The 24,630-nt window shown below is 59.3% G+C and carries 30 protein-coding genes; 15 read left to right on the forward strand and 15 right to left on the reverse strand.

Annotated elements, in window-relative coordinates:
• Positions 1–155 precede the first annotated feature (155 nt).
• Complete coding sequence (locus tag ACNKH3_RS06880) at positions 156–449, reverse strand: hypothetical protein (protein WP_420208713.1); 294 nt, start codon at positions 447–449, stop codon at positions 156–158.
• A 232-nt stretch (positions 450–681) separates the two neighbouring features.
• On the opposite strand from ACNKH3_RS06880, the gene ACNKH3_RS06885 reads away from it, so the two are divergent.
• From ACNKH3_RS06885 to ACNKH3_RS06935, 11 genes are all read left to right on the forward strand, one after another.
• Positions 682–1,326, forward strand: coding sequence for a transcriptional repressor (locus ACNKH3_RS06885; RefSeq protein WP_420208714.1), 645 nt, complete (start codon positions 682–684; stop codon positions 1,324–1,326).
• Between the two features lie 28 nt (positions 1,327–1,354).
• Positions 1,355–1,930 carry a rubrerythrin gene (rbr, locus tag ACNKH3_RS06890; protein WP_420208715.1) on the forward strand — a complete coding sequence of 192 codons (576 nt, stop codon included), beginning with the start codon at positions 1,355–1,357 and terminating at the stop codon, positions 1,928–1,930.
• A 98-nt stretch (positions 1,931–2,028) separates the two neighbouring features.
• Positions 2,029–2,430: a desulfoferrodoxin gene (locus tag ACNKH3_RS06895; RefSeq protein WP_420208716.1), complete on the forward strand. Its 402-nt coding sequence runs from the start codon at positions 2,029–2,031 to the stop codon at positions 2,428–2,430.
• A gap of 68 nt (positions 2,431–2,498) precedes the next feature.
• Positions 2,499–3,092 (forward strand): peroxiredoxin, encoded by a 594-nt coding sequence (locus ACNKH3_RS06900; RefSeq protein ID WP_420208717.1) that lies wholly within the window; start codon positions 2,499–2,501, stop codon positions 3,090–3,092.
• A gap of 98 nt (positions 3,093–3,190) precedes the next feature.
• On the forward strand, positions 3,191–3,349 hold the full coding sequence (gene rd / locus ACNKH3_RS06905; protein WP_417916570.1) for a rubredoxin: 159 nt from the start codon (positions 3,191–3,193) through the stop codon (positions 3,347–3,349).
• A 136-nt stretch (positions 3,350–3,485) separates the two neighbouring features.
• Positions 3,486–4,697 carry an FprA family A-type flavoprotein gene (locus ACNKH3_RS06910; protein WP_417916569.1) on the forward strand — a complete coding sequence of 404 codons (1,212 nt, stop codon included), beginning with the start codon at positions 3,486–3,488 and terminating at the stop codon, positions 4,695–4,697.
• Positions 4,698–4,869: 172 nt separating this feature from the next.
• Entirely contained in the window at positions 4,870–6,423 is a 1,554-nt protein-coding gene (locus ACNKH3_RS06915) for a GAF domain-containing protein (RefSeq protein WP_417916568.1), read from the forward strand.
• Positions 6,424–6,557: 134 nt separating this feature from the next.
• Positions 6,558–7,100: a hypothetical protein gene (locus ACNKH3_RS06920; protein ID WP_417916567.1), complete on the forward strand. Its 543-nt coding sequence runs from the start codon at positions 6,558–6,560 to the stop codon at positions 7,098–7,100.
• Positions 7,100–7,555 (forward strand): dUTP diphosphatase, encoded by a 456-nt coding sequence (gene dut, locus ACNKH3_RS06925; RefSeq protein ID WP_417916566.1) that lies wholly within the window; start codon positions 7,100–7,102, stop codon positions 7,553–7,555. The genes ACNKH3_RS06920 and dut overlap by 1 nt, the downstream gene beginning before the upstream one ends.
• A gap of 18 nt (positions 7,556–7,573) precedes the next feature.
• Positions 7,574–8,329: an energy-coupling factor ABC transporter ATP-binding protein gene (locus ACNKH3_RS06930; RefSeq protein WP_417916565.1), complete on the forward strand. Its 756-nt coding sequence runs from the start codon at positions 7,574–7,576 to the stop codon at positions 8,327–8,329.
• Positions 8,326–8,538 (forward strand): hypothetical protein, encoded by a 213-nt coding sequence (locus ACNKH3_RS06935; protein ID WP_417916564.1) that lies wholly within the window; start codon positions 8,326–8,328, stop codon positions 8,536–8,538. Before ACNKH3_RS06930 ends, ACNKH3_RS06935 begins: the two co-directional genes overlap by 4 nt.
• Positions 8,539–8,584: 46 nt before the next feature.
• Here ACNKH3_RS06935 and phoU read toward each other — a convergent pair whose 3' ends face one another.
• From phoU to ACNKH3_RS06995, 12 genes are all read right to left on the reverse strand, one after another.
• On the reverse strand, positions 8,585–9,241 hold the full coding sequence (gene phoU, locus ACNKH3_RS06940; protein ID WP_417916563.1) for a phosphate signaling complex protein PhoU: 657 nt from the start codon (positions 9,239–9,241) through the stop codon (positions 8,585–8,587).
• A 33-nt stretch (positions 9,242–9,274) separates the two neighbouring features.
• Positions 9,275–9,709: an arsenate reductase ArsC gene (locus ACNKH3_RS06945; protein WP_417916562.1), complete on the reverse strand. Its 435-nt coding sequence runs from the start codon at positions 9,707–9,709 to the stop codon at positions 9,275–9,277.
• 12 nt (positions 9,710–9,721) lie between these two features.
• Positions 9,722–10,615: a phosphate ABC transporter ATP-binding protein PstB gene (gene pstB / locus ACNKH3_RS06950; protein ID WP_420208718.1), complete on the reverse strand. Its 894-nt coding sequence runs from the start codon at positions 10,613–10,615 to the stop codon at positions 9,722–9,724.
• Positions 10,616–10,690: 75 nt separating this feature from the next.
• Positions 10,691–11,455: a hypothetical protein gene (locus ACNKH3_RS06955; RefSeq protein ID WP_420208719.1), complete on the reverse strand. Its 765-nt coding sequence runs from the start codon at positions 11,453–11,455 to the stop codon at positions 10,691–10,693.
• Positions 11,456–11,508: 53 nt separating this feature from the next.
• Positions 11,509–11,715, reverse strand: a complete 207-nt coding sequence (locus ACNKH3_RS06960; RefSeq protein WP_420208720.1) for a hypothetical protein — start codon at positions 11,713–11,715, stop codon at positions 11,509–11,511.
• Between the two features lie 52 nt (positions 11,716–11,767).
• Positions 11,768–11,992, reverse strand: coding sequence for a type II toxin-antitoxin system HicA family toxin (locus ACNKH3_RS06965; protein ID WP_420208721.1), 225 nt, complete (start codon positions 11,990–11,992; stop codon positions 11,768–11,770).
• Complete coding sequence (locus ACNKH3_RS06970) at positions 11,982–12,191, reverse strand: type II toxin-antitoxin system HicB family antitoxin (protein ID WP_420208722.1); 210 nt, start codon at positions 12,189–12,191, stop codon at positions 11,982–11,984. The genes ACNKH3_RS06965 and ACNKH3_RS06970 overlap by 11 nt, the downstream gene beginning before the upstream one ends.
• A gap of 55 nt (positions 12,192–12,246) precedes the next feature.
• Positions 12,247–13,092: a phosphate ABC transporter permease PstA gene (gene pstA / locus ACNKH3_RS06975; protein WP_420208723.1), complete on the reverse strand. Its 846-nt coding sequence runs from the start codon at positions 13,090–13,092 to the stop codon at positions 12,247–12,249.
• Entirely contained in the window at positions 13,089–14,051 is a 963-nt protein-coding gene (pstC, locus tag ACNKH3_RS06980; RefSeq protein ID WP_420208724.1) for a phosphate ABC transporter permease subunit PstC, read from the reverse strand. Before pstC ends, pstA begins: the two co-directional genes overlap by 4 nt.
• A gap of 222 nt (positions 14,052–14,273) precedes the next feature.
• A complete protein-coding gene (locus tag ACNKH3_RS06985) occupies positions 14,274–14,528 on the reverse strand; it encodes a hypothetical protein (RefSeq protein WP_420208725.1) in 255 nt (84 codons plus the stop codon).
• A gap of 61 nt (positions 14,529–14,589) precedes the next feature.
• Positions 14,590–15,651, reverse strand: coding sequence for a phosphate ABC transporter substrate-binding protein PstS (gene pstS, locus ACNKH3_RS06990; protein ID WP_420208726.1), 1,062 nt, complete (start codon positions 15,649–15,651; stop codon positions 14,590–14,592).
• A gap of 195 nt (positions 15,652–15,846) precedes the next feature.
• Entirely contained in the window at positions 15,847–16,074 is a 228-nt protein-coding gene (locus ACNKH3_RS06995; protein ID WP_420208727.1) for a hypothetical protein, read from the reverse strand.
• Here ACNKH3_RS06995 and ACNKH3_RS07000 point away from each other — a divergent pair.
• The 3 genes from ACNKH3_RS07000 to dnaA all read left to right on the forward strand — a co-directional run bounded on the left by ACNKH3_RS07000 (position 16,066) and on the right by dnaA (position 20,676).
• A complete protein-coding gene (locus ACNKH3_RS07000; protein WP_417916499.1) occupies positions 16,066–17,190 on the forward strand; it encodes a LeuA family protein in 1,125 nt (374 codons plus the stop codon). The genes ACNKH3_RS06995 and ACNKH3_RS07000 overlap by 9 nt on opposite strands.
• A 209-nt stretch (positions 17,191–17,399) precedes the next feature.
• Positions 17,400–19,007 (forward strand): nif-specific transcriptional activator NifA, encoded by a 1,608-nt coding sequence (nifA, locus tag ACNKH3_RS07005; RefSeq protein WP_420208728.1) that lies wholly within the window; start codon positions 17,400–17,402, stop codon positions 19,005–19,007.
• Between the two features lie 184 nt (positions 19,008–19,191).
• The gene (gene dnaA / locus ACNKH3_RS07010; RefSeq protein ID WP_420208729.1) at positions 19,192–20,676 is read left to right on the forward strand and encodes a chromosomal replication initiator protein DnaA; all 1,485 of its coding nucleotides are present in this window, start codon (positions 19,192–19,194) and stop codon (positions 20,674–20,676) included.
• Positions 20,677–20,690: 14 nt separating this feature from the next.
• On the opposite strand, the gene ACNKH3_RS07015 is transcribed toward dnaA, so the two are convergent.
• Together ACNKH3_RS07015 and ACNKH3_RS07020 are read right to left on the reverse strand one after the other, a co-directional pair.
• Positions 20,691–21,983 (reverse strand): MFS transporter, encoded by a 1,293-nt coding sequence (locus ACNKH3_RS07015; protein ID WP_417915848.1) that lies wholly within the window; start codon positions 21,981–21,983, stop codon positions 20,691–20,693.
• Between the two features lie 70 nt (positions 21,984–22,053).
• Positions 22,054–22,953: an endonuclease gene (locus ACNKH3_RS07020; RefSeq protein ID WP_417915847.1), complete on the reverse strand. Its 900-nt coding sequence runs from the start codon at positions 22,951–22,953 to the stop codon at positions 22,054–22,056.
• A 225-nt stretch (positions 22,954–23,178) separates the two neighbouring features.
• Here ACNKH3_RS07020 and ACNKH3_RS07025 point away from each other — a divergent pair, with 225 nt between their 5' ends.
• Positions 23,179–24,627, forward strand: a complete 1,449-nt coding sequence (locus ACNKH3_RS07025; RefSeq protein WP_417915846.1) for a transglutaminase-like domain-containing protein — start codon at positions 23,179–23,181, stop codon at positions 24,625–24,627.
• Positions 24,628–24,630 lie beyond the last annotated feature (3 nt).

Genomic DNA, 24,630 nt, shown 5'->3' on the forward strand with positions numbered 1-24,630 from the left:
CTTTCCGGCGTTTTTCCGCCGCCTCAGAACTCAGTCGGGCTTTCCTCAGCCCTTCGTTTTGTTCCAGCGGCGACGAGGCAGGAATATACAGCATTCACCCCCCAGCGGTCAAGAACTTTTTTCCAGCTTCGGACGTTTTTTTCGAGGGCGTGGAGTCATGCCTGCGGCTGCTCCAGCCATCTGCTCAAAGTCTCGATGATTTTGCGGGCCTGCTCCGCGCTGGAAATATTGAACTTCGACTTGGCAAGGTACTGCCCGTCCCGTTTCTGGTAGCGGCGGATGGTGTATTTTTCCGGGCCGTACTCGTTTTTCTTGCTGTCGTAGTCTTGGTAGCGGAACAGGATCGTCGTCCATGCGCCTTTAGTCAGCACCTCCTTGTCCAGCTCTCTGACCATCACTTGGCCGTCTTCTTCGTAATTAATTGTTATTTCATTTAGTTCTGAAGCCATAATCTGCTCCTCGCTGTGTTTGCTTGAAAAATTATGCTGAAAAGCGGCACGCTGCCGTCCAAAGGAACAGTTTTGTGAATAGCAAAAGAATTTCTCTTTGTCAAGTCAGCAAAAATATACCTTCTTTTTTGTATATTTTTCAGTTATCTACTTGTCGTTCCAGTATTTTTTTATTGACATGACAATGATTCTCAATTACTAATTTTTTATCAACTCAACTTGGAAGGCGATCATGAAACCGATTTTACGAATGACCCATCAGCGCGAACTTATCCTCGATGAAATGGGCAGATGCAAGGGGCACCCGACAGCCGACGCGCTCTATGAGCGGATCAAAAAAAAGCTGCCGCGCATAAGTTTGGCCACAGTTTATAGAAATCTTGAAATTCTTTCCGAAGCAGGTATGATCAGGAAATTGGAAATCAGCGGCCGCCAGAAGCGTTTTGACCGGCAGCTGGAGCAGCACCATCATATATATTGCGTCCAGTGCCACCGCGTTGACAATCTCAGAGTGGAGACCGTGTCCCCGGAATCCGCCGCTGAAATCGGCTACCGCATCTCCGGCTGCCGGATCGAATTCTTTGGCGTATGCCCTGACTGCCAGAAGAAAAACGGGCAGAAGCCGCAGAAAAACAATGCTGCTGGCGCGGGCAAGGTCAACGGGCATGACTGCTGCAACCTCAACACGCGGCAGCGCAAGGTTTTGCAGGCTTTGAACGGCAGAAGCTGCGCCAGCGCCAAAGACATCGCCGCTGTAGTCGCGCTTGAGCCTGCCCAAGTGAGCTGCCAGCTCACCGCGCTGAAGAAAAAAGGTTTGGTGGCCAGCCCGGCCCGCTGCCAGTACGAGCTGACCGCCGCAGGGAAAGAGCTTCTTTAACCACGCATCATGCAAGGAGAAACAACGAATGACCTCATTGAAGGGAACGCAGACGGAGAAAAACATCCTCACCGCTTTCGCGGGAGAGTCGCAGGCCCGCAACCGCTACACTTATGCGGCAAAAATTGCGGAAAAAGAAGGCTATGTGCAGATGGCGCACCTTTTCATCCGCACTGCCGAGCAGGAGCGGGTTCATGCCAAAACCCTGTTCAAGCTGCTGGAAGGCGGCGAGGTGGAGATCACCGCCGCTTTCCCTGCCGGAACGCTCGGCAACACGCTGGCGAATTTGGAGGCCGCAGCCGGAGGCGAGGAGCATGAATATATGGACATGTATCCGTCCTTCGCCAAAATTGCCGACGAGGAGGGTTTTCCGCTCATCGCCGCCACTTTCCGCTCCATTGCCAAAGCGGAGAAGCAGCACGCCAAGCAGTACCGCGACCTGATCCGCAATCTGAAGGAAAGCAAGGTCTTCTGTAAAGACAGCGGCGTGACGTGGCACTGCACCAAATGCGGCTATGTCCATGAAGGAACAGAAGCCCCGCAGAAATGCCCGGCCTGCGCCCATCCGCAGAACTATTTTGAGCTGCTGGCGGAAAACTGGTGAGATCGCGCCGCAGACGGTATAATGCGGGCAGCTGTCTTTTCTCCGCTTCCAGCGTCACGCGCATTCCGCGCAACTGAATCACAAGGAGGATGATTCCCATGACCAAGAAGAACGAAATCTACAAGTGCCCGATGTGCGGTAACATTGTTTCTGTCCTGCACACCGGCGCGGGCGCGCTGGTCTGCTGCGGCCAGCCGATGGAGCTGCTGACCGAGAACAGCGTTGATGCCTCGAAAGAGAAGCACGTTCCAGTAATTGAGAAAACACCGAACGGCTATAAAGTGACGGTCGGCTCTGTCGCCCATCCGATGGATGAGAAGCACTGGATCGAGTGGATCGAGCTGACAGTCGGCGGCGTGGTCTGTCGGAAAGACCTCAAGCCCGGCGACAAGCCGGAGGCCGAGTTCTGCATGAGCAGCTGCGGCAGCGGCTGCGGCTGCAAAACTGCCGATGTGTCGGCCAGAGTCTACTGCAATCTGCACGGCTGCTGGAAAGCCTGATTTTTTGCCGCAACCGGCTGCGGTCTGCGGGCCGCAGCTCCCTGCCCCATTCATTTGGAGAACGCCCCATGAGCGCATTAGTCACCAAACAGGCCCCGGATTTCACCGCCACCGCCGTCATGCCGGACAATTCCTTCAAAGGCGATTTCAAGCTGTCCGACTATCGCGGCAAATACGTTGTTCTCTTCTTCTATCCCCTTGATTTCACCTTTGTCTGTCCGTCCGAGATCATCGCTTTTGACCGCGCCCTGCCCCTGTTTAAAGAGCGCGGCTGCGAGGTGATCGGCGTGTCCATTGATTCCCAGTTCAGCCATTTCGCGTGGAAAAACACGCCGGTCAAGGAAGGCGGCATCGGCTGCGTCCAGTATCCGCTTGTCTCCGATTTAGACAAAAAAATCGCCCGTCAATACGGGGTGCTGATCGACATGGGCGTGGCCTTGCGCGGCACCTTCCTGATCGACAAAGAGGGCGTTGTCCGTCATGCCGTGGTCAACGATCTGCCGCTTGGCCGTTCCACTGACGAGGCCCTGCGCATGTTGGACGCGCTGATTTTCCACGAGACCCACGGCGATGTCTGCCCGGCGGACTGGAACAAGGGCAAGGAAGCCATGAAGCCGACAGCGGCGGGCGTGGCTGATTATTTGGCCAAGAACGCGGGCTGATTTTTCACGCAAATTGAGTGATGCAACACAAGTAGGGGCGAAAAATTTTTCGCCCCTACTTGCACAACAATCTTCATTTCAGCAAGGGAGACACGACGATGAGCAAGCACAGATGCCAGATCTGCGGATACGACTACGACCCTGAACTCGGCGACCCCGACAACGGCGTTGCGCCGGGCACCGCGTGGGAGGACGTGCCCGACGACTGGGCCTGCCCGATCTGCGGCGCGGGCAAAGATGCTTTTGACGAGCTGTGAGCGCAAGCGGATCCTTCTGGCTGTCCCTCTGCTGGAAGGATCCCTTTTCTTTGCTGCGGGCCGGGCGGCGGCGCTGTTCAGCCCGCAGCGGAGAGAAGAGCTGCGCATCAACTAAATTTCAGCAGGAGATTGACTGATGAGACCTGTCGAACTGAGCAAAAATGTCTATTGGGTCGGAGCGGTTGACTGGCTGACCAGAGATTTTCACGGCTACTCCACTGAGCGTGGCACCACCTACAACGCCTATCTGATCGTTGGCGAGAAGGTCGCGCTGATAGACACCGTCAAAAGCGGCTACAGCCATGAGCTGCTGCACCGCATCCGCACCATCATTGACCCGAAAAAGATTGATTATCTGATCGTCAACCACGTGGAGATGGATCATTCCGGCGCGCTGCCGCAGATGGTGCGGGAAATTCAGCCGGAAAAGATCATCTGCTCGAAAATGGGGCAGAAAACCTTGGTGCAGCATTTTCATCAGCCGGACTGGCCCTATCACGTGGTCGCGCCCGGCGAGGAATTGCGCCTCGGCCCGGACAAAACCTTGAGCTTCCTCGAAACCCGGATGTTGCACTGGCCGGACTCGATGTTCACCTATCTGAAGGAAGATCAGATTCTGTTCTCCAGCGACGCGTTTGGCGAGCATCTGGCCACCAGCGAGCGGTTTGACGACGAGGTCAATCAGGACGTGCTGATGCACGAGGCGACCAAGTATTACGCCAACATCCTCACCCTCTACTCGCCCTTGGTGAAAAAGCTCATCGCCCAAGTCACGGACATGCACTTGGCGGTGAAGATGATCGCCCCGGATCACGGCATCATCTGGCGGAAGAATCCACAGAAGATCATTGACGCCTACTCGCGCTGGTGCGTCAACGAGAGCAACGGCAAAGCCTTGGTCATCTACGACAGCATGTGGCATTCCACGGAAATGATGGCCAAATCCATCGCTGCCGGCTTGCAGGACAAGGGCATCAGCTACAAGCTGCTCAACTTGCAGGTCAACCACCACAGCGAGGTGATGTGCGACGTGCTGGAGGCGGGCGCGGTGGTGCTCGGCTGCCCAACCCTCAACAACGGGATGCTGCCGCGCATGGCGGGCTTCCTCATGTACATGCGCGGCCTGCGGCCCACCAACAAAATCGGCGCGGCCTTCGGCTCCTACGGCTGGTCCGGCGAGGCGGTCAAGCTGATGAACACGGCGATGAGCGAGATGAATTTCCGCCTTGTCCATCCGGGCCTGCGGGTGCAGTATGTGCCGGAGCATGGCCAGCTTCAGGAATGCGTCGAGCTGGGGCACACGGTCGGTCAGGCCCTTTTGGACGCGAAGGCGGGAGCGGCGGCCTGAAGAAAACTCTCTTCTGTTGCCTTGACAGGCAGCGGATGGTAGAATAATTTTAATTGCGGAACGCTGCGCTGTGCGCGTCCAGCCTCTGTTTCAGTTTCCGCTCTGATTCGGCCCAAGCCGGGATGCGGTCATTTCACTCATCGTCACTGTGCCTACGAGCGTGTTTTAAAAGATGCTGGCGGATATCCTGCTGATTTCAGATCAGCGCGAACTGTGTCAGCAGGTAACTGAGATACTGGACGAGTACGATGTTGACTGCTGCCTGTCTTCTGAAGCGTCCAGAGTCTGCGTGCATCAGCCGGTGCGGGTGATTCTAGTCACCGAGCAGCTGAAAGGCGTCAGCGGCATCGAGCTGTTTGACATGCTGCGCACTTCGCGGCCCGGCGTGATCGGCTTTCTGATCGCGGAACAGGAGCAGACCGTCGCCCTTTGCCCGGCGGCGATGGAAAGCGGCTTTTCCGGCCTGCTTTCCTGTCCGCTCAACCCGGAGCAGGTGCGGAGCAAAGTGGCCAAAGCGATGGAGGCTGCGGCCTTGCGGGAGGAAAACTCCCGTCTCCGCGCCCTGCTGCCGCTCTACGGCCTGGGCGAAAATTTTCTTGGCTCAACCAGCCAGCCGGACGTGCTGGAGAGTCTGCTTGATGTCATCGCCGACCAGACAGCGGCGGACAGCCTTTCGGTCATGCTCTACGACGAGGAGGAGGGCGTGCTGCGGATCGCCGCCTCGCGCGGCATCCCGGAGGAGATGATTCCCAAGATCAAGATCAAGCCCGGCGACAAGATCGCGGGCCGGGTCTTCGAGGAGCGCAGGCCGGTCATCCTCAATCAGGAGACTCAGAACGACTCCCGCTTCGCCGACCTGCTCAAGCGGCCGGAGATCGTCTCGGCGGTCTCCTTTCCGATGGTGGTCCGCGACCGGATACTCGGCGTGCTCAATGTCAGCTACACCGACGGTGACATCCGCTTTGCCGACTCAGACATTGAAATCCTCGGCATCCTCAGCACCCAGGCGGCCTTGGCCTTGGAGAACATCCGCACCCGCGAAGCCATGGCCCAGGAGATCCGGCTGCAAGCCCTGCTGGAGCAGTATGTGGCCCCGGAAGTCGCCAAGGTGCTGCTGGAGAGCGACTCAAACCTGATCCGCGACCTGGGCGCGGTCAAGGTGGCGACCGTGCTCTTCGCCGACATCCGCAATTTCACCGGCATGGTCCAGCAGCTGCCGCTGCCGGTGCTGCGCGATTTTCTCAACGAGTTTTTTCAAGTCTTCACCGAGACCATTTTTGAATACCGGGGCACGGTGGACAAATTCATGGGCGACGCGGTGCTGGCGGTCTTCGGCGCGCTGATTGAGCTGGACAATGCCTCATGGACAGCGGTGGAGACGGCTTTGGCCATCCGCGAGCGTTTCGCGGCCCTGAAGAAAAACTGGCAGGGGCGGGACAATTTTTTCGACAGCATCGACCTCGGCTTCGGCATCACGCGCGGGGAAATGTTCATGGGCAATGTCGGCTCGGCCCGGCGGCTGGACTACACGGTGATCGGCACCGAAGTGAACATCGCCCAGCGTCTGGCATCTGCCGCCACATCCTCGCGCATTTACATCACCGAGGCAGTCCGCAAGGACTTGGCCAGGATGCCCGAAAAAAGCGGCGGCGTTCAGCTCGAAAGCATCGGCGAAATGACGTTGAAGGGAGTGCATTACACAGTGCCGACATTCAGCGTTCTGTGAACTGTCCGTCAGGATGAAGAAAATACAATGAAATCTGCTGCGCAGAGCGGCAGAGCAAGCGAACCAACGGCAGGCGGCACTCGGACTTTCCACGCCCTGCTCAGATGAACCCTGCAAGACGAAAGGAATAAAAAATGCAGAATAAAACAGTATGCCTCGCCCTGCTGGCCGCATCCCTGCTTCTTGCCCCTTTCGGCAATGAGGCGGCAGCGCAGCAGAAAGCCGCGACCAAGGCGGACGCGCTCGCCGCCGCCGCCGACAAAAAGGCCAACCGCATCTACCGCTCCACGCCTGAGGGCGAAGGCGCGCTCACCGAGCAGATGATTGAATCCTGCATCCGTCTGAACACTGAAGTTGAGTCCAGCTACGCCGCCATCGGCAAGGCCAAGGAGCAGTTTGACGCGCTCAACAAGGAGCTGACCGACATGGGCGAGCACCTGAAGTCGGCCAAGGAGGAGGTTGACCGGAGCGGCAACGCTGCCCGCGCCGCTTACGACGCGAAGGTGCTGAAATACAACTCCAGGCTCCCGGACTTGGACAAGCAGCTTGATCAATACAAAAAAATGGTCAAGCTCTATCAGGAGAAGAGCGACAAGTTCGACCGCGAGTGCAACGGCCAGCCGTATTACGAGGATGACTACGCGGCGATGGTGAAAAAGATGGGACGCGGCATGTGATGCCGCCGGTTGCAGTGCGGTTCCGCTGGCTCCTCCCGCTGGAGGAGCGGGATCTGCCCCTGCCTCAGCACGCTTCCGCGCAGGCGGCGGGCATGGATGTCGCCGCCGCCCTCAAGGAGGAGACCGTGCTGCGGCCCGGTGCAATCCGCCTGATTCCCACCGGTTTTGCGGCGGCCCTGCCGGAAGGTTTTGAATTGCAGGTGCGGCCCCGTTCCGGCTTGGCGGTCAGGCACGGCATCACAGTGGTCAACGCCCCTGGCACCATTGACGCCGACTACCGAGGGGAAATTATGATTGCTCTCATCAACTTGAGCCAGGCGCCTTTCACGATCCGCCGGGGCGACCGCATCGCCCAGCTTGTGCTGGCCCCGGTCTGCCGCGCAGACTGGCAGGTTGTGGACAGTCTTGATCTGACTGAACGCGGCGGCGGCGGCTTCGGGCACACCGGGCTGTGAATTCCACGGCGGTCAATCATGAGCCATTTTTTGCAAAACGGAACCGGGCCGCCGCTGATTGAGCTGCAAGAGGTTTCGTTCGCCTATCCGGGCCGCCGCCTGATCTTGGATCAGGCGGATGTGACCTTTGCCTGCGGTCAGCGCATCGGCCTGATCGGCCCGAACGGCAGCGGCAAGACCACGCTTCTGCATATCATCATGGGGCTGCTGCGGCCAACAGCAGGCAGCCTGCTTTTCAAAGGCCGCCAGGCGGTCAGCGCGGAAGACTTCCGCGAGCTGCGCCGCAGCATCGGCCTTGTCTTTCAGGATGCGGACGACCAGCTTTTTTCCCCCACCGTACTGGAGGATGTCGCCTTCGGCCCGCTCAACCTCGGCCTCAGCCAGGAGGAGGCCCTGCGCCTCTCCCGCCAGACCTTGGCTGATCTCGGTCTCGCGCCGCTGACGGAGCGAGTCACGCATCAGCTCTCCGGCGGCGAAAAGAAGCTGATCTCTTTAGCCACCGTCCTTTCCATGCGGCCTGAGGCCCTGCTTCTTGACGAGCCGACCAACAATCTCGACAGCGCCATCCGCGTCCGGCTGATCAGCATCCTCAACGAGCTGAACATCGGCTATATGATCATTTCTCACGACTGGGATTTTCTTGCTGAGACCTGCACTGAGCTGTACACCCTCAGCGAAGGCAAGGCTTGGCGCAGCGGCACGGAATGCCTGCACAGCCACCGCCACGCGCACAGTCTTGGCGACCATCCTCACGACCATCCGCCGCCGCAATGACAGCCGAGAATGATGCTGCCGCCGAAAAACGCCGCCGCAGACGCGGCGGCAGGATTTGCCACTGCTGCAAGGCGGAGCAGCCCTTCTGCTGGAGCTGCACCTGCGGCTTCGCCATCTGTCCGGCCTGTTTTGCCGACAACAAATGGGGCATGAGCAACGGCCCGACATGGATCTGCCCGGATTGCGAGCGGGTGCATCTGCTGGAATGAAGCAGCCGGGGCAAAATTTTTCTTTGCCCCGGCAAGAGCTGCGGATTCAGTAAATATTGTCCTGATGGCGGACAATGCTGCCCTTGATGAGGTAGATCACCTCTTCGGCGATGTTGGTGGTGTGGTCGGCTATCCGCTCTAAGTAGCGTGAGACGCTGAGGCAGGTCAGCTGCTGCCTGATGTTCTCAGGGTGCTGAAGGATGGCCTCCTCGACCTTGCGGTAGACCTCAGCGTGCATTGAGTCCACCGCGTTGTCCGAGGCGCAGACTTCTGTGGCCAGCTCCAAGTCGAGGTTGACCAGCGCGTCCAAGCACTGCTTGAGCATCTTCTGCACTGCTTTGGACATGGCGGGGATGTCAAAGGGGAACTCAATCGGCGCCTGATCGACTAAAGCGATGGCGCGTTCGGTCGCGTCAACGGCCAGATCGCCGATCCGCTCCAGATCGTTGTTGATCTTGAGCACGGCGATGATCATGCGCAGGTCAACAGCCATGGGCTGATGCAGAGCCAGCACCTTCAGGCACTCCTCCTCCAAGTCAACCTCCATTAGGTCAATGGCCACGTCGCCGTCAATGACCTTCTGGGCCAGCTCGCTGTCCCGGTTGATGACGCTCTTCACCGCCAAGTCCACCTGCTCCTCGACGATCGCGCCGATAGCTAAGAGGCGCTTCTTGATCTTCTGTATTTTCCGATGCAGAATCATGCCGTGTTTTCTCCCCTGCTCGCGGCGGGCATGTTATAGTTTTCGTTCTTCCACAAACCACGCGACCCGCTGCCTGAGCTGCTCCCGGATCTGCCGGATGCGCTCCAACTGCTCTGCATGACTGCCGGTCAGCTTGGCCGGATCGTCGCAGGGCCAGTGCAGCCGCTCGGCCTGGCCCGGAAAGAGCGGGCAGCGTTCGCCAGAGGAATCATCGCAGACCGTGATCACATAGTCAAACTTTTTCCCCTGCCGGAGCAGATCAAAAACATTGGTCACGGCATTGCCGCTGATGTCGATGCCGATTTCACGCATGGTCTCGACCGCCAGCGGATTGAGCTGTCCGGCCTCGATGCCCGCGCTGGCCGCCTCGAAGCGTCCGCCGCCTGCCTGCTTGAGAAAGGCTTCGGCCATCTGGCTGCGGGCGGAGTTATGAATGCAAACAAAGAGGACTGCTTTTCTTTCTGTCATGACATGTCTCCGTCAGCCGAAACGGCCTGTGATGTAATCTTCCGTCTGCTTTTGCTTCGGATTGGTGAACAGCTCTCTGGTCAGGCCGTATTCGACGATGTGGCCTTTGTAGAAGAAGGCGGTGAAGTCGGAGATGCGCGCCGCCTGCTGCATACTGTGCGTGACGATGGCAATGGTGAAATTGCCCTTCAGCGATTCGGCCAGCTCTTCCACCTTGCGGGTGGCGACCGGATCAATGGCCGAAGTCGGCTCGTCCATGAGCAGGATTTCCGGCTCTAAGGCGATGGTGCGGGCGATGCAGAGCCGCTGCTGCTGGCCGCCGGACAGCGCAACACCCGGTTTGTCGAGCTTGTCCTTCACTTCCTCGAAGAGCGCGGCCTTTTTCAGGGCGGACTCTACCCGGCCATTCAGCTCGCTCTTCGGCATTTTGAAATGCAGGCGCAGGCCGTAGGCGACGTTCTCAAAGACGCTGAGGGGAAACGGAGTCGGCTTCTGAAAAATCATGCCCACGCGGCGGCGCAGCTCGATCAGGTCGGTGCCGGGATCAAGCAGGTTCTTGCCGTCTAAAAGCACCTCGCCTTCGGCCCGCTGGTTGCCGTACAGCTCGAAGATGCGGTTGTAAATGCGGATGTGCGTGGATTTGCCGCAGCCCGACGGCCCGATGATCGCGGTGATCTTGCCCTCGGCGATGTCCAAGTTGTTCTCGAACAGGGCCTGCTGGTTGCCGTAATAGAAGTTGAGGTTGCGGGCGGAGATTTTGGCCGGAGCCGCCTCGTCCTCCTTGTCTTCCTCCCGGAAATGATGAAGGAAGGCATCAATCCGCACCTTGTCGTCGTCGTCCTCGCTGTCCTCGACTTCAGCGGCGCGGCGCAGCAGCCGCTCGGCGGCATCCGTGGCAGCAGTCATCTCTTTTTTTCCTCCACAATAATAAAACGCGCCGTCAGATTGAGCAGCAGCACGGTAATGGCGTAACGCCGGAAATTAACAAAAATTCTTGGCTGCTTTCACGTCATCTTCCACAGCCTTGTCAAAAGAATCAAGCTTATGAAAGTCGACGAAATCAATCAGGAAATAATCGTTTTTCGGATTCCCTTGCCGGTTATAATAAGCATATTGAACTTCAAGTTGAAAGTTCTCCGTTACAGGTGCTGCTGACTCTGGCTCGCCTGTTCCAAAGAAATCCAAACAAAAGATGTGAGAGAATGAACTGCAAACGACTACTGGATATTCCATGAGCAGTATCGGATGCCGCGACGAAACTTGATGTTGCATTGAGACGCGAGCATTCAGGACTTGGTTTAACGCTTTATAAATAGCTTCTGTCTCCTGTCCCTTGGAGTTTCCGGAGGCGAATAGCTTTGCCACTCTTTCGGATTGCGCAAGATAATGATGCTGTTGCATATAAGAATAAAGTTTATTAAAGCCAAACGAACAAACCAATCGCTCGGCAGCTACTTTATCTTTGTCGCTAAACCAAAAGATAGCGTGTGCAGGAATGTACTTGCACTCAATGTACAGACGAATGACTATGTCTCCTGAGTAGTTATCCTTATCGTGGTGGCGATGAACTGGGAATCTGCGTTCTGCGATCAAGTCAATTTCACGCGCCTTATCTTGGCTTTGATCCATATAGTACGGACTAATGGTAATATCCCAACCAAGCTCCTTGAACCGCTGCGCAACTTTTGCATGAAATGAATTGCCACTGCTGTTGATGAGAGTAGTGACTTGTTCTGGTACAGCCATTAATGGTAGAACTCCTCTGTTAATGGAAAAAATTTCGAGAGTACGTAACAAAGTCAGGCTCTGGCTTCATCTTGCAAAGGCGCGTCCTGCATGGCCTGACGGCGCGGGCTTTCCACAAAGCGGAACCCCAAAGCATGGCTATGCGCTTCAGCCGCTTCGGAGTACGCAAGTAGGTCATTGTGGTATTCCTCGGCAAGCCGTTCACGGGCGGCATGGATTTCAGCAACGATAGGATCATGCCTCAGTGCAGCAGGATTCATGGCCGTTCCCCCTCCCTCGCGTAATTCTGTTGATCTGCCGCCTGCTCCAAAGTCAGCAATGCAAAGCGGCGATGAACTCATCGACCGAAACACCTGCTTGTTTGAGAATGCCCGCCAAGGTGCCGGTCTTGAGTTCCCGATGGTTCGGGACAACGCAGCCGGAAGCTCCGCCCCGCAGGATGATATGGCTGCCGCGCTGCCGCACAACTGAAAAGCCCAGCCGCTCAAAGGCCCGGACTGCCTCCGCGCCTGACACAACTGGCAGTTTAGGAGGCATGAAGCGCAACCTCAAAGGTGGTCAGAAAAGGACGGCTTGTGATGATTGCAGGGAATTCCTCAAGATACAGCGCAGTGGCTTCGCGCAGATTCACCAGAGCCTCCTCAACTGTCTCGCCCTGCGTTGTCGTTCCTGTCTCAGGATTGAACGCCACATAGCCGCCTTCTGGGGCAGCGGTCAGCACTGCGGAAAGTTCCATACACTTCTCCTGTTCATCCTTGGTATACGCTGCAAGGGCGGTTTGCGAACCGCCCTTACTTCCTCTTCCCGCCCACAATAAACCGCGCCGTCAGATTCAGCAGCAGCACGGTGATCATGATCACCAGCGAAGCCCCCCACGCCACCTGGTTCCAGTCGTCATAGGGCGACATGGCGTATTGATAGATGGTGACAGTCAGGTTGGCGACCGGCTCGTTGAGGGACTTCATCATATACGGGCTGTTCAGGGCGGTGAAGAGCAACGGCGCGGTCTCGCCGCTGACACGCGCCACCGAGAGCAGCACGCCGGTGATCAGCCCGGACTTGGCCTCCCGGAAGATGATGCCCAAGGTTGCCATCCAGCGGGGATTGCCAATGGCCAGCGCGGCCTCGCGCAGGGCGTTGGGCACCATGCTCAACATGTCCTCAGTGGTGCGGGACACGACCGGGAACATCAGGATGGCCAAGGACACCCCGCCCGCGAGGCCGGAGAAGTGGCCAAAGGGAAAGACCAAGATCGAATACACGAAAAGGCCGATGATGATCGAGGGGATGCCCATCAGCACGTTGACCGTGAAGCGCACCCACGCGCCAAGGCGGGTGTGCTTGCCGAACTCGGCCAAATAGACCCCGGCCAGCACGCCGGTCGGCACGCCGAGCAACGTGGCGATGCCGGTCATCAGCACGGTGCCGATGATGGCGTTCATCACGCCGCCGCCTTCCATGCCCGGCGGCGTGGGCAGCTTGGTGAAGAAGTCCCAGCTGATTGCCGCGATGCCGCGCTGAATGACCACGAACAATATCCAGCCGAGAAAGAAGATGCCGAGCAGGGCCGCGCCCATCGACACCGCTTTGACCGTGAAATCGAGCAGCTTGCGGCCCTTGTCCGAACGAGGAGTCACAGCAGGTCGCCTCCCATTTTGCGTTTCACCCGCTTGAGCCAGAGCTGCGTCACCACTTGCAGGCCGAAGGTCATCAGGAAGAGCACCAAGCCCAGCTCCATCAAGGCGCTCATGTACATCGGATCAGCAGCTTCAGCGAATTCATTGGCTAAGCGCGAGGCGATGCTGTTGCCCGCTTCAAAGAGGGAGATGAAGATGTCGCTGCTGTTGCCGATGACAAAGGTCACGGCCATGGTCTCGCCAATGGCCCGGCCCAAGCCGAGCAGGCAGGCGCCGATCATGCCCTGAATGCCGTAGCGGATGGTCACATCCTTGGTCACTTCCCACGTGGTTGCGCCCATGCCGTAGCCCGCTTCTTTCATTACATCCGGCACCATGGCAAAGACATCGCGCATCACCGTGCTGACAAAGGGCAGAATCATCAAAGCAAGGATGATGCCGGCGGTCATCATGCCGATGCCCATCTCCGGCCCTTGAAAGAGCGGCAGCCAGCCGAGGTATTTGGAGAGCAGCGGCTGGACATGATCGGCCATGAAGGGCGCGAAGACGAAGAGGCCCCACATGCCGTAGATGATGCTCGGCACTGCCGCCAGCAGCTCAATCGCGCTGCCGACCACGTAGCTGACTTTGGGCGGAGCTAATTCAACCAGAAAAAGGGCGATGACCATGCTTAGAGGCACGGCCAGCAGCATGGCAATGGCCGTGGACATCAGCGTGCCGTAGATGCTGCTCAGCGCGCCGAAGTTCTCGCTGACCGGATCCCATGCCTTGGAGAAGAGGAAGCTGATGCCGGAATGCCGGATGGAGGGCAGCGAGTTCCAGAGCAGGGAGGCAAAGATGCCCGCCATGACAATCAGCACCAGCGCGGCGCAGGCGGCGGTGATGCCCCGGAAGATCATGTCCGTGCTTTTGCTGGTCTTCCAGCCTTGATGCCGTTCGGTGTGGCTGTGGCTCTCCATGCTCGTCGTTCTCAGAAAACAGATTGCGGGCAGAAAGACCGCCTTCCTGCCCGTGTGCCGCGCTGCGGTTCAGGTCTGCCGGACCATAGTGCTTATGTCCGACGGAGCATAACGTTATGCTCTTGGCGACCATAGCACTTATGTCCGGCGGACTATAATGCTTAGGTCGGCAGGACATAAGCACTTATGTCGGAGCGACCTAAGCGTTATGATCCGCGCGGCTCACAGCTTCTCTTCCCTCAGGCAGAACCAAAGCTCGTCCAGCTTCATTGAGCGCACCCGCTTCGGCAGCCAGTGGTGCTTCTGCATCAGGTAGTAATGCACGGCCTCCAGACCGGAAACCTGCCCGTACTTCTCGCGCTTGGCCAGCTTGTCGCCGATTTCCGCCAAGAGCTGCACGTTGATGACGGGCGGCGTGCCCTTGTGCTCCGCCTCGGCCAGCTCGGCCTCGGTATGAACTTTCTTGCTTTTGGTCATGTTGCCGCTGCTCCTTGCTTCTTGCATGGGACGAACCCCTGTGTTCGCCCCGGATGTTCAATCAGTTGTTCGCAGGCCAGACCGGCTTGCCGCCAGCAGTGATCTCCTTGGCCCACGTCTTCTGCACCATCTCGATCACGTTCTCCGGCATGGCGACGTAATGCAGCTTCTCAGCGGTCTCCTTGCCGTGCTTGTAGGCCCAGTCAAAGAACTTGAGCGTGGCTGCGGCGATGTCCGCCTTGTCCTGCTGCTTGTACACAAGAATGTAGGAAACGCCGGTGATCGGCCAGCTCTCCTTGCCCGGCTGGTCAGTGAGGAAGAGGCCGAAGCCTTCCTCCGCCTTCCACTCGGCATTGGCCGCAGCGGCCTGGAAGGTGGCACTGGTCGGCTCGACCTCGCCGCCGTCGCGGTTGCGCAGCTTGACATGGGACAGCTTGTTCTGCAAGGCGTAGGCGTACTCCACATAGCCGATGGAACCGTTGACCTTGCGCACATAGGCGGACACGCCCTCGTTGCCCTTGCCGCCCACGCCCACCGGCCACTCCACGGTCTTGCCCGCGCCGACCTTCTCCTTCCACTCCGGCGAAACCTTGGCCAAGTAGTTGGTGAAGATGCTGGTGGTGCCGGAGCCGTCAGCGCGGCGCACCACAGTGATCTTTTGCTCCGGCAGCTTGAGGCCGGGGTTCAGCCCGGCAATGGCCGGGTCGTTCCATTTGCTGACTTTTCCAAGAAAAATATCAGCCACCAAAGCGTTCGTCAACAGCATTTCGCCGGGTTTGATCCCTTTGACGTTGATGATCGGCACCACGCCGCCCATGATCATCGGGAATTGGAGCAGACCGGCCTGATTCAGCTCCTCGGTCTTCAGCGGATCGTCAGACGCGCCGAAGTCGACCGTCTTGGCCTTGATCTGGGCGATGCCGCCACCGGAGCCGATGGACTGGTAGTTGACCTGCACGCCGGTCAGCTGATTGTACTTGTGCGCCCACTGGCCATAGACCGGGAAGGGAAAGGACGCGCCTGCGCCGTTGACGGCCTGCGCCGCCGCCGGGCTGTGGCCGCCCAGTGCGGCGGCCAAGGTGATGACGGCTGCTGCTGTCCAACGGAATGCCTGCAATTTCATGATGGAATTTCCTCGGTTGAGTTGGCTGCTTGTTCCTACGATAAACGACTTAGGTTTCCGCTTCAACGTTTTTCGCAGGCTAATATCGCCAAGCTCTGTTAGGGGAATATTAGGGCGGGATGAAAAAACTGCGGGGCAGGAAAGAAAGCCGCTCCGGGCAGCTCATGCTGCTTTCCTCTTTGCGGCAGCATTTCGTTACATTTGCGAAACAAAAAGACAGGCTGAGTTTGCAAAACTGCAAATAACGTGCCTGCGCCGGTCTCGCCGCCTGTCTGCCGCCGCTGCTGAAAAGCAGGTGATTTCAAAGCGCAGGCTCTGCGCATCTCGAATTTGTCCAACTTGGCACATCTTTTGAATACTCCTTACTGTATCAATGCCGTTTTTGTCAGCATCGTCCTCTTCGCCAAGCAAGGCATGAACCATCCGCACATCATAGACACCACCCTGCGCGAAGGAGCGCAGGCACCGGGCGTGAGCTTCACGCCTGCGGTCAAGCTGGCCATAGTCGCGTGGCTGAAGAAGGCTGGTGTGGACGAGATCGAGCTGGGCACTGCCTCGCCGCTGCATGGCTGGCTGCCGGAGCTGACCGAGAAAGCCCGCGCCATCGTTGATGACAGCTGCCGCCTTGCCCTTTGGTGCCGCTGCAAGGATGAGGACATCGCCTTTGCCGCTGCCTGCCGTCCCGACCTGCTCTCGCTCTCGCTGCCTGCCTCTGACCGCCACCTTGCCGAGCGGCTGCGCAAAGACCGCAGCTGGGCGCGGGAAACGCTGGCGCGCTCTGTCCGGCTGGCCTTGTCGCTGGGCATTGCGCACATTTCTGTCGGGCTGGAAGATGCCTCGCGGGCCGAGCCGGACTTTATCATCGAGCTGGCCACGATTGCCGCAGCCAGCGGGGCAGAGCGCGTCCGCCTGGCAGACACGGTCGGCATCTGCTCGCCAGGCAGCATTGCCACGCTGGTGCAGGCCGTGACAGGCGCGGTCAGCCTGTCAGTGGGCGTGCATTGCCATAATGACTTCGGTATGGCCACAGCGAATTCCATCGCCGCGCTGGAGGCGGGAGCTGCGAGCTTGGACGCGGCAGTGCTCGGCCTTGGCGAGCGGGCTGGCTGCTGCCGTTTGGAAGAGGCCGCAGGCTATCTGGCCTTAGTGCAGGGCGACCGCCGCTACAAGCCTGAACACCTGCCCGCGCTCTGCCGATGCGTGGCCGAGGCGGCAGGCCGGAGCATCGCAGCCAGCCATCCCATCGTCGGGGCGGAGATCTTCACCTGCGAGAGCGGCCTGCACCAGCACGGGCTGTCTGTCTGCCCAGAGACCTACGAGCCGTATGCGCCGGAGCGGGTCGGCGGCAAGCGCAGTCTGCGCTTTGGGGCGAAAACTGGCTTCCGGGCCGTGGCGCTTCAGCTGGAAAAGCACGGCCTGCGCTATAATGACCACGAAATCCGGCGGCTGACCCAGCAGCTCCGCAACAGCAGCACAGCTCTCAGTGTGAGCGAGCTGCTGGGATTCGCGACAGCACATGCGGTTATGCCGCCGCCGTAGGGGCGGTTCGCGAACCGCCCCTACAGACACCGCGCCTGCTCACCAGTGTCGAAGCGCTGACATCACCAGTGAGGAGCGACGCTACACACCAGTGTCCAGCGCGGCCCGACACCAGTGCCGGGAGGCGGACATCACCAGTGTCGAGGAATCCTCCGCACTGGTGACGAGGCCCGCCGCACACCATAGAACCTTGAACCACCCTTTCTAATATGAATGCCGACAACTGCTTGTTCCCATCCTCTCGCTTCACCACTGAGGCCCTGGAGGTCAAGGCGCTGCACCGCATCGTCAAGCTGATCGACTCTGCCGTGCATTTGGACAGTGTGCTTTCCGCCATCCTCAAGGTCTTGCACGACACCCTGCGCATGGAGCGGGCCACGCTCGCCCTGCTGGATGAAGGCGGCGAGCGGCTGGCCATCCGCGCTTCCTACGGCCTGACGGTCGAGGAAGAGCAGCGGGGCGTGTACCGCCTCGATGAGGGAGTCTGCGGCAAGATCTTCAGCTCGGCCTCGCCCTTTATTGTCCCGGATGTGAGCAGCGAGCCGCTCTTCCTCAACCGCACCGGCGCGCGCTCCATGTACAGCAAGACCAAGCTCGCCTTCATCGGCGTGCCGGTGCTGCTCGGCGAGAAGCCGGTTGGCGTGCTCAGTGTGGACCGCCTCTTCGGCATGGAGGTTTCTTTGGAAGAGGACGTGCGCTTCCTCACCGTCTTGGCCACGCTGATCGCCCAGTTCCTCAGCCTCAATCAGGCCATACGGCGCGACCGCCAGCAATTGGTGCAGGAGAACATCAGCCTCAAGGCCCAGCTGCACGAGCGGCACCGCAAGCACCGCATCATCGGCCACTGCAAGGCTATGCAGGAGGTCTTCTGGAGTATCGAGCGGGTCGCGCCCAGTCAGGCCACGGTGCTATTGCTGGGGGATTCAGGCACGGGCAAGGAGATGGCGGCGCAGGCCATCCACGAGGCCAGCCCGCGCCGCGACAGGCCGTTTGTGAAGATCAACTGCGCCGCCCTGCCAGAGGCCCTGCTGGAGAGCGAGTTGTTCGGCCATGAGAAGGGCGCCTTCACCGGCGCAGGCGGCACGCGCATAGGCCGCTTTGAGATGGCGGACAAGGGTTCGCTCTTTTTGGATGAGATCGGCGAGATGCCGCTGCTGCTCCAGTCCAAACTGCTGCGGGTCTTGCAGGAGCAGCAGTTTGAGCGGCTCGGCTCCAACCGCACCATCAGCGTCGATGTGCGGATCATTGCCGCCACCAACGTCAGCCTGGAGCAGGCGGTTGCCGCAGGCAGCTTCCGCAACGATCTCTACTACCGGCTCAACGTGGTGCCCATAGTCCTGCCTTCGCTGAAAGAGCGACGCGACGACATCCCGCTCTTGGTGGATTACTTCCTCAAGCAGAGCAACCTGCGCAACAAGAAGCAATTGCGCATGAGCCGCGACTTCCTTGATGCGATGAGCGCCTACGATTGGCCCGGCAACGTCCGCGAGCTGCAAAACCTGATCGAGCGCTTAGTGATCCTCTCGGCCGATGACCTGCTGCGGCTGGAAGACCTGCCAGACTATTTCTTCGCCCCGAAAGCAGTGATGCTGCCGCCCGCAGCGCAGGCAGCGGCTCCGGCTGTGCCACAGCCGCAGGACATGCCGCAGCGGCGCAAGTCCTTGGAGGACATGGAGCGGGAGCAGGTCGAGGAGGCCCTGATGCGCCACGGCTGGGTCCAGGCGCGGGCCGCGCGCGAGCTGGGCCTGACGCAAAGGCAGATCGGCTACAAGATCCAGAAGTTCGGGCTGGTCAGGCCGGATTTCGCGCGGCAGTGAGGGGCAGAAGCGAAATATCCCGCTTTTCAGAGAACGGTTAAGATTGGATGAGCATGAACGAGCTTTCAGTTTTCGCCGGGCAGCAGAGAATGGAGGCAAGGCGATGAAATCAGAAAGGATGCAGCTGTGACGCGCTGAAAGCCAGCGTTCAGGAGGGGTTCGGATTCTGCTGAAGCGCAAAGGGGTGAAAATCCGCAGTCTGCCCGGCAGCAGCCGCGAAGAGGCAGGCGGCGGCAAATCGGCCTGTATCGTTTTTGACGGCCCAGACAGTTTTCAGGTAAAAGGATGGGGTCTGTCATTTCTTTCCTCATTTGCCGCCGACCGCCGGAACAACGCCTCCATGCTGTGGGAAACCGTCAAGAAAACTTTGTCCGCCGCGCTGCCTGAAAGCGAGTTCAGCCTCTGGATCACCCCGATCGCCTGTGTGCGGGAGACGAATCAGGTTTTGGAGCTGGCCTGCCCGGACCGCCTCTTCTGCGCTTGGATCAGAGACCGCTACCTCAAGCTGATTGAGGCCAGCCTGAGCAGTTTGACCGGCAGCCCGCCCGCAGTCTCGCTGACTGTCGCCGCTGCACCGCAGCAGGAGCGGAACGGCTCTGGCCAGCTCCGTCTGCCGGGGATGAGCACCTTCAAAGCCTCAGTGCGCTCGCTCCATCCCGGCTACACCTTTGAGCAGTTCATGGTCGGCCAGTCTAACCTGATGGCTCGCGCCGCCTGCCGGGCCATCGCCGACGCGGACATGTCCTTCGGCAGCAGCCTCTTCCTCACCTCCGGCACCGGTCTGGGCAAAAGCCACCTCACGCAGGCCGTGGTGCATCAAGTGATGCGCAGTGCGCCGCAGACCCGTCTGCATTACCTCACCGCCCAGCAGTTCTCTGCCGAGATGGTCAAGTGCATCCGCGAGAACAGCATGGAGCAGTTCTCTGGCAAGTTCATTCAGGGCTGCGACCTGCTTCTGATCGAGGATGTCCACACCCTCAGCGGCAAGACCAAGACGCAGGAAGAGCTGAACAACATCCTTGATTACCTGATCAAGGCGGGCAAGCGGGTCATCCTCACCTCGGCAGTGGCACCGCGCGCACTCAGCGGCGTGGACGAGGACTTCCGCTCCCGCATGAGCTCCGGCTTAGTCACGGACATCAAGGCCCCGGACTACAGCACCAGATCAGCGATCATCCGGCACAAGGCCGCTCTCGGCAGCCTGCCGCTGGGTGATGAGCACGTCCATCTGCTCGCCGAGCATTTGCAGGGCGACATCCGCCGCATAGAGAGCGCGCTGCTCGGCCTGCGGGCCAAGGCCAGCCTCTGCAACGCCCAGCCGGACATGGACATGGTGCGCGAGGTGCTGGAGGGCTTAGTCAGCATGGAGCAGGAGAAGAGCAAACGCCTCAGCGGCGAGTCCATCCGCGAGGTGGTGAGCAGCCAGTTCCGCGTTTCTGTTGACGAGCTGCTCTCCCGCTCGCGCAAGCAGGCGGTCTCCTTCCCCCGCCAGATCGGCATGTACCTGACCCGCAAGTACACCGAGGAGTCCCTTGCCAACATCGGCAGCCTCTATAACCGCGACCACTCCACTGTGCTCTACGCCATCAAGACGGTCAGCCGTGACATCGTCCAGAAAAGCAGTGTCCGCCAGCAGGTGGAGATGCTGACCGACAAGCTGGGAGCATGACGCGCAATTCCACCTCAATGCTCCTGCTCCAGCTCCCGGGCCATCCGCATCCCTTGCTCGACATCGACATGGAAGAGCAGCGCGGCTCCGGTAATGAACAGCGCAATCAGGGACAGGATGCCCGTGCGCGGGTCGCCTGAGACCATACCCACCCAGCCCATCAACAGAGGGCCGATGACGGCGGCGAACTTGCCGAGCATGTTGTAAAAACCGAAGAACTCTGCGGCCTTGTTTTGTGGAATGATGCGGGCGTAGAGAGAACGGCTGAGGGATTGCACGCCGCCCTGCACGAGGCCGATGCCCACAGCGAGGATGTAAAATTCGCTTTGTTGTCGCATAAAGTAGGCCCAGATCGTGATCAGGACGTACACCCCTATGCCGATCAGAATGCCGGTCTTCGCGCCCAGCCGCTCACCGAGCTTGCCAAAGGCAATGGCCGCTGGAAAGCCGACAAACTGGGTGATCAGTAGCGCAGTCATCAAACCGGCTGGCTTCAGGCCAATGGCCATGCCGTAGTCCACCGCCATGCGGACTATGGTATCCAGCGCGTCGATATACAGCCAGTAGCCTGCAAGGAACAGCAGCACGGCCTTCAGTTTGCGGATTTCTGTAAAGGAGCGGGCGAGCTGCCTGAAGCCGTCCATGACCATGCCCAGGCCGGGCCGCTCCGGCTGACCTTGGGCCTCATCCACAAAGAGCAGCACCGGCAGCGAGAAAACCGCCCACCAGAGAGCGACAATGATATATGACCAGCGCACCGCCTCTGCCGCGTCGGTGAGGCCGAAGAGCTGCGGCTGCTGGGTCATGAAGATATTGAAGGCGAATAGAATGCCGCCGCCCAGATACCCGAAGGAGAAGCCCAAAGCGGAGACGAAGTCCACCTTCGTCGGCCCGGCCACATCAACCAGGAGCGCGTCATAGAAGATGTTGCCGCCAGAAAAGCCTATTGTGGCCAGCACATAGAGGACAGCCGCCAGCTCCCAGTTGCCTTTGCTGACCAGATGCAGGCTGGCGGTCATCACGACACCAAGGAAGGAGAAGAAGAGGAGGAAGCGTTTCTTCGCGCTGCCCCGGTCGGCGATGGCCCCAAGCACTGGAGCGGCAGCGACGATGAGCAGGCTGGAGATGGAGTTGGCTGCTCCGAGCCGGAAGGTGCTCTCCACGGCGGAGCTGCCTGCGCTCCAGTATTGCTTGAAGAAGACCGGAAAGAAGCCGGCCATCACTGTGGTCGCGAAAGCAGAGTTGGCCCAGTCGTACAAGGCCCAGGAGATGACCTGCTTGCGGTTGTAATCAGGCTTGTTGTCCATGTCTGTCACCGGCGTGACGTAGTTGGTGTTGACGGTCGGACGGCATCAGGCAACATGGCGCCCTCCTTGCTCACAGTCCCGCCTGCTTGCAGGCTTTGTCGAGGATGGTGTTCTTGTTGCCCTGAACCTTTTCAACCAGCCGGGCGCGCTCGCACTCCCATTTGTCCACCGGATCCATCTTGTTCCACGCCTCAAAGAGCTTGATGTTCGACTGCGCGATCACGCCGCGCCCGTAAGCCGCCTCCATGTACATGTAAGTGCGGGCGATGTCGCCGAATTTGTCGTCCGGCGGCTCCGCGATGCGGTCTTCAATCTCCATGTTGCATTTCCCGTACTCGCGCTTCTCGCCCGGAATCATGTCGAAGCGGTAATTGCTGCGGTCGCCGTTGACCTCGCCGATCGCAGGCACAAGATTGTACATGTCCGCCTCCATCAGCTGAAAGAGCTTGCTGGTCTTGCTGGCGCATTCACGCCCTTTGAACTGCTCGCCATTCTTTTTGACACATTTGGGATGGCCGTCGCGCCATTCAGCAAAGCTCTGGCCGAAAGACTCTGCCGCGACAATATGCTCCCATTCAACCCGGTTCGCCCGCTCCTCGTTTTTGCGGAAGCGGAAGCCGCTTCTCCTGTGGTCGAGATTGAAGTCCTCGTCAAAGGCACTGCCGCAGTAAAACTCAGTGAAATGCCGGGCGTTGACGTAGAGCTTCTTCAGCTCCCGCTTGGAACGGTCAAAGGTGGCGATGCTGCTGTTCCCTTCTGTCTGAGGGAGGCCGCTCATTTTCACCCCTGCCGCCTCGACCGGCTCACCGCCGCCTTGCTCAGGGTAGAAAATCGAATGCAGCTCCTGCGGGATGTAGCCGCGCAGGAATTCCGGCGCATTGCCGGTGAAGAGCAGGAAGGCCGCAGCGGCGGCGACCACCAGCACAGTGACAATCAGGTTTTTCTGCGGCTGTTTCTTTCGTGCGGCCATGCTTTGAATCCTCCTTTTTTCGTGTTGTGTTTCGCAGCCTGCGCGCAAACATTGCGGCCAGCGGCGGCAGAGAAAAGAGTACACCGAATGCGCGGCGGAACACAACCTGTTTGTCAGGCGGATTGAACCCGCTTTTCCCGTCGGGTTGACGGCCCGGCGGCGGTAGGGTATGCTTTTTCATACAGTCCTGCAACTGCTGACCATCTTTTCTGCCACCTTGCGCCTATGACCACCTTCCGCTGGTTCAAATACGCCGTCATTGTCGGCTGGTTGCTTCTGCTGCTCCTGCTGGCGCGGCGGGATTTCTTCATCGCCGCGCTGGACAGCGGCGAGCAGGCCGTCTTGCTTCAGGCCAAATATCAGCAATATTACGGCGTGCATCTGAACGCCAAACGCATCGGCTGGGTGATGGAGGACGTGCGTCCGGTTGACGGCGGCTACCGCATCCGCCAGCAGGCTTCGCTGAAGTTGAAGGTGATCAACAGCGTGCAGCCGGTGGACATGGATTTGCATGCGGAGTTAGACAGCGGGATGCGGCTGAAGAGCTTCCAGTTCACCTTCAGCTCGCCTTTTTACAGCACCAAGGCCGAAGGAAAGACCGAGGGCCGCGCCGTGCATTTCACCTTGGACACAGGCCGGACAGTGATCAAGGACACAGTCACCCTGCCGGAAACGCCCCTGCTGCCGCTCAACCAGCGCGGCTATCTGCTGGCCAAAATGAGCAAGGCGGGCGAGAAGCTGAAGGCTCCCTTCTTTGATCCCTTCTCGCTGACCAAGCGCGAGTCGGTCATCACTTACAAAGGGCCGGACAAGGAGCTGGTCAGCGGGCGTATTTACAACCTGCATGAGTTCACCGAGTCCTACTCCGGCATGACCACCCGCTTCTGGCTCGATGAGCAGGGCAAGGTCATCAAGGAGGAGTCGCCTGCGGGCTTTGTCTTCGAGGCCGAGCCGAAGTTCAAGGCGATGAACATCGAAGCGGGCGGCGACGAGCTGCTGGCGGCGGTGGCGGTGCAGTATTCAGGCGCATTGCCGCCGGAAGACAGCGCGGCAGCGATCTATCAGCTCCGTTTTCCCGCTGAAGCTGAGGTGGAGCTAAACGGCGGGCGGCAGCAGTTCGCCGACGGCAGGCTGACGGTGCGCAAGGAGGCGTTCCCGCCGCAGGCCGACGGCCCGGAAGACTGCGGCGCAAATGCGGCCTATCTGCGCGGCAGCCGCTATGTGCAGGCCGAGGATAAAAAAATCATCGCCAAGGCCAAGGAGATTATCGGCGATGTGACCGATCCCGTCCAGCAGGTCAAACTGCTGACTGACTGGGTGTATGCGAACATCGAGAAACGGCCCGTGATCGGCCTGCCTGACGCGCTGACCACGCTGGACAGCCGCCTCGGCGACTGCAACGAGCACGCGGCCCTCTTCGCCGCCCTCAGCCGCAGCCTCGGCATCCCGACCGCCATCGCCGCCGGTGTGACCTTGCAGAAAAACGCCTTTTATTATCACGCTTGGAACGAGGTTTGCATTCAAGGGCAATGGATTAGCTTGGACACCACGACCAAGCAGCTCCCGGCGGACATTTACCATCTCCGCTTCACCCGCGCCGACGTGGAAGGCCAGATCGCCATCGGCGGACTGCTCGGCAAGCTGGAGATAGCGATTCCGCAGGAGAACAACTAAGCA

It is taken from the genome of Candidatus Electronema sp. JC (assembly GCF_048287365.2).
In the GTDB taxonomy this organism is placed as follows: domain Bacteria; phylum Desulfobacterota; class Desulfobulbia; order Desulfobulbales; family Desulfobulbaceae; genus Electronema.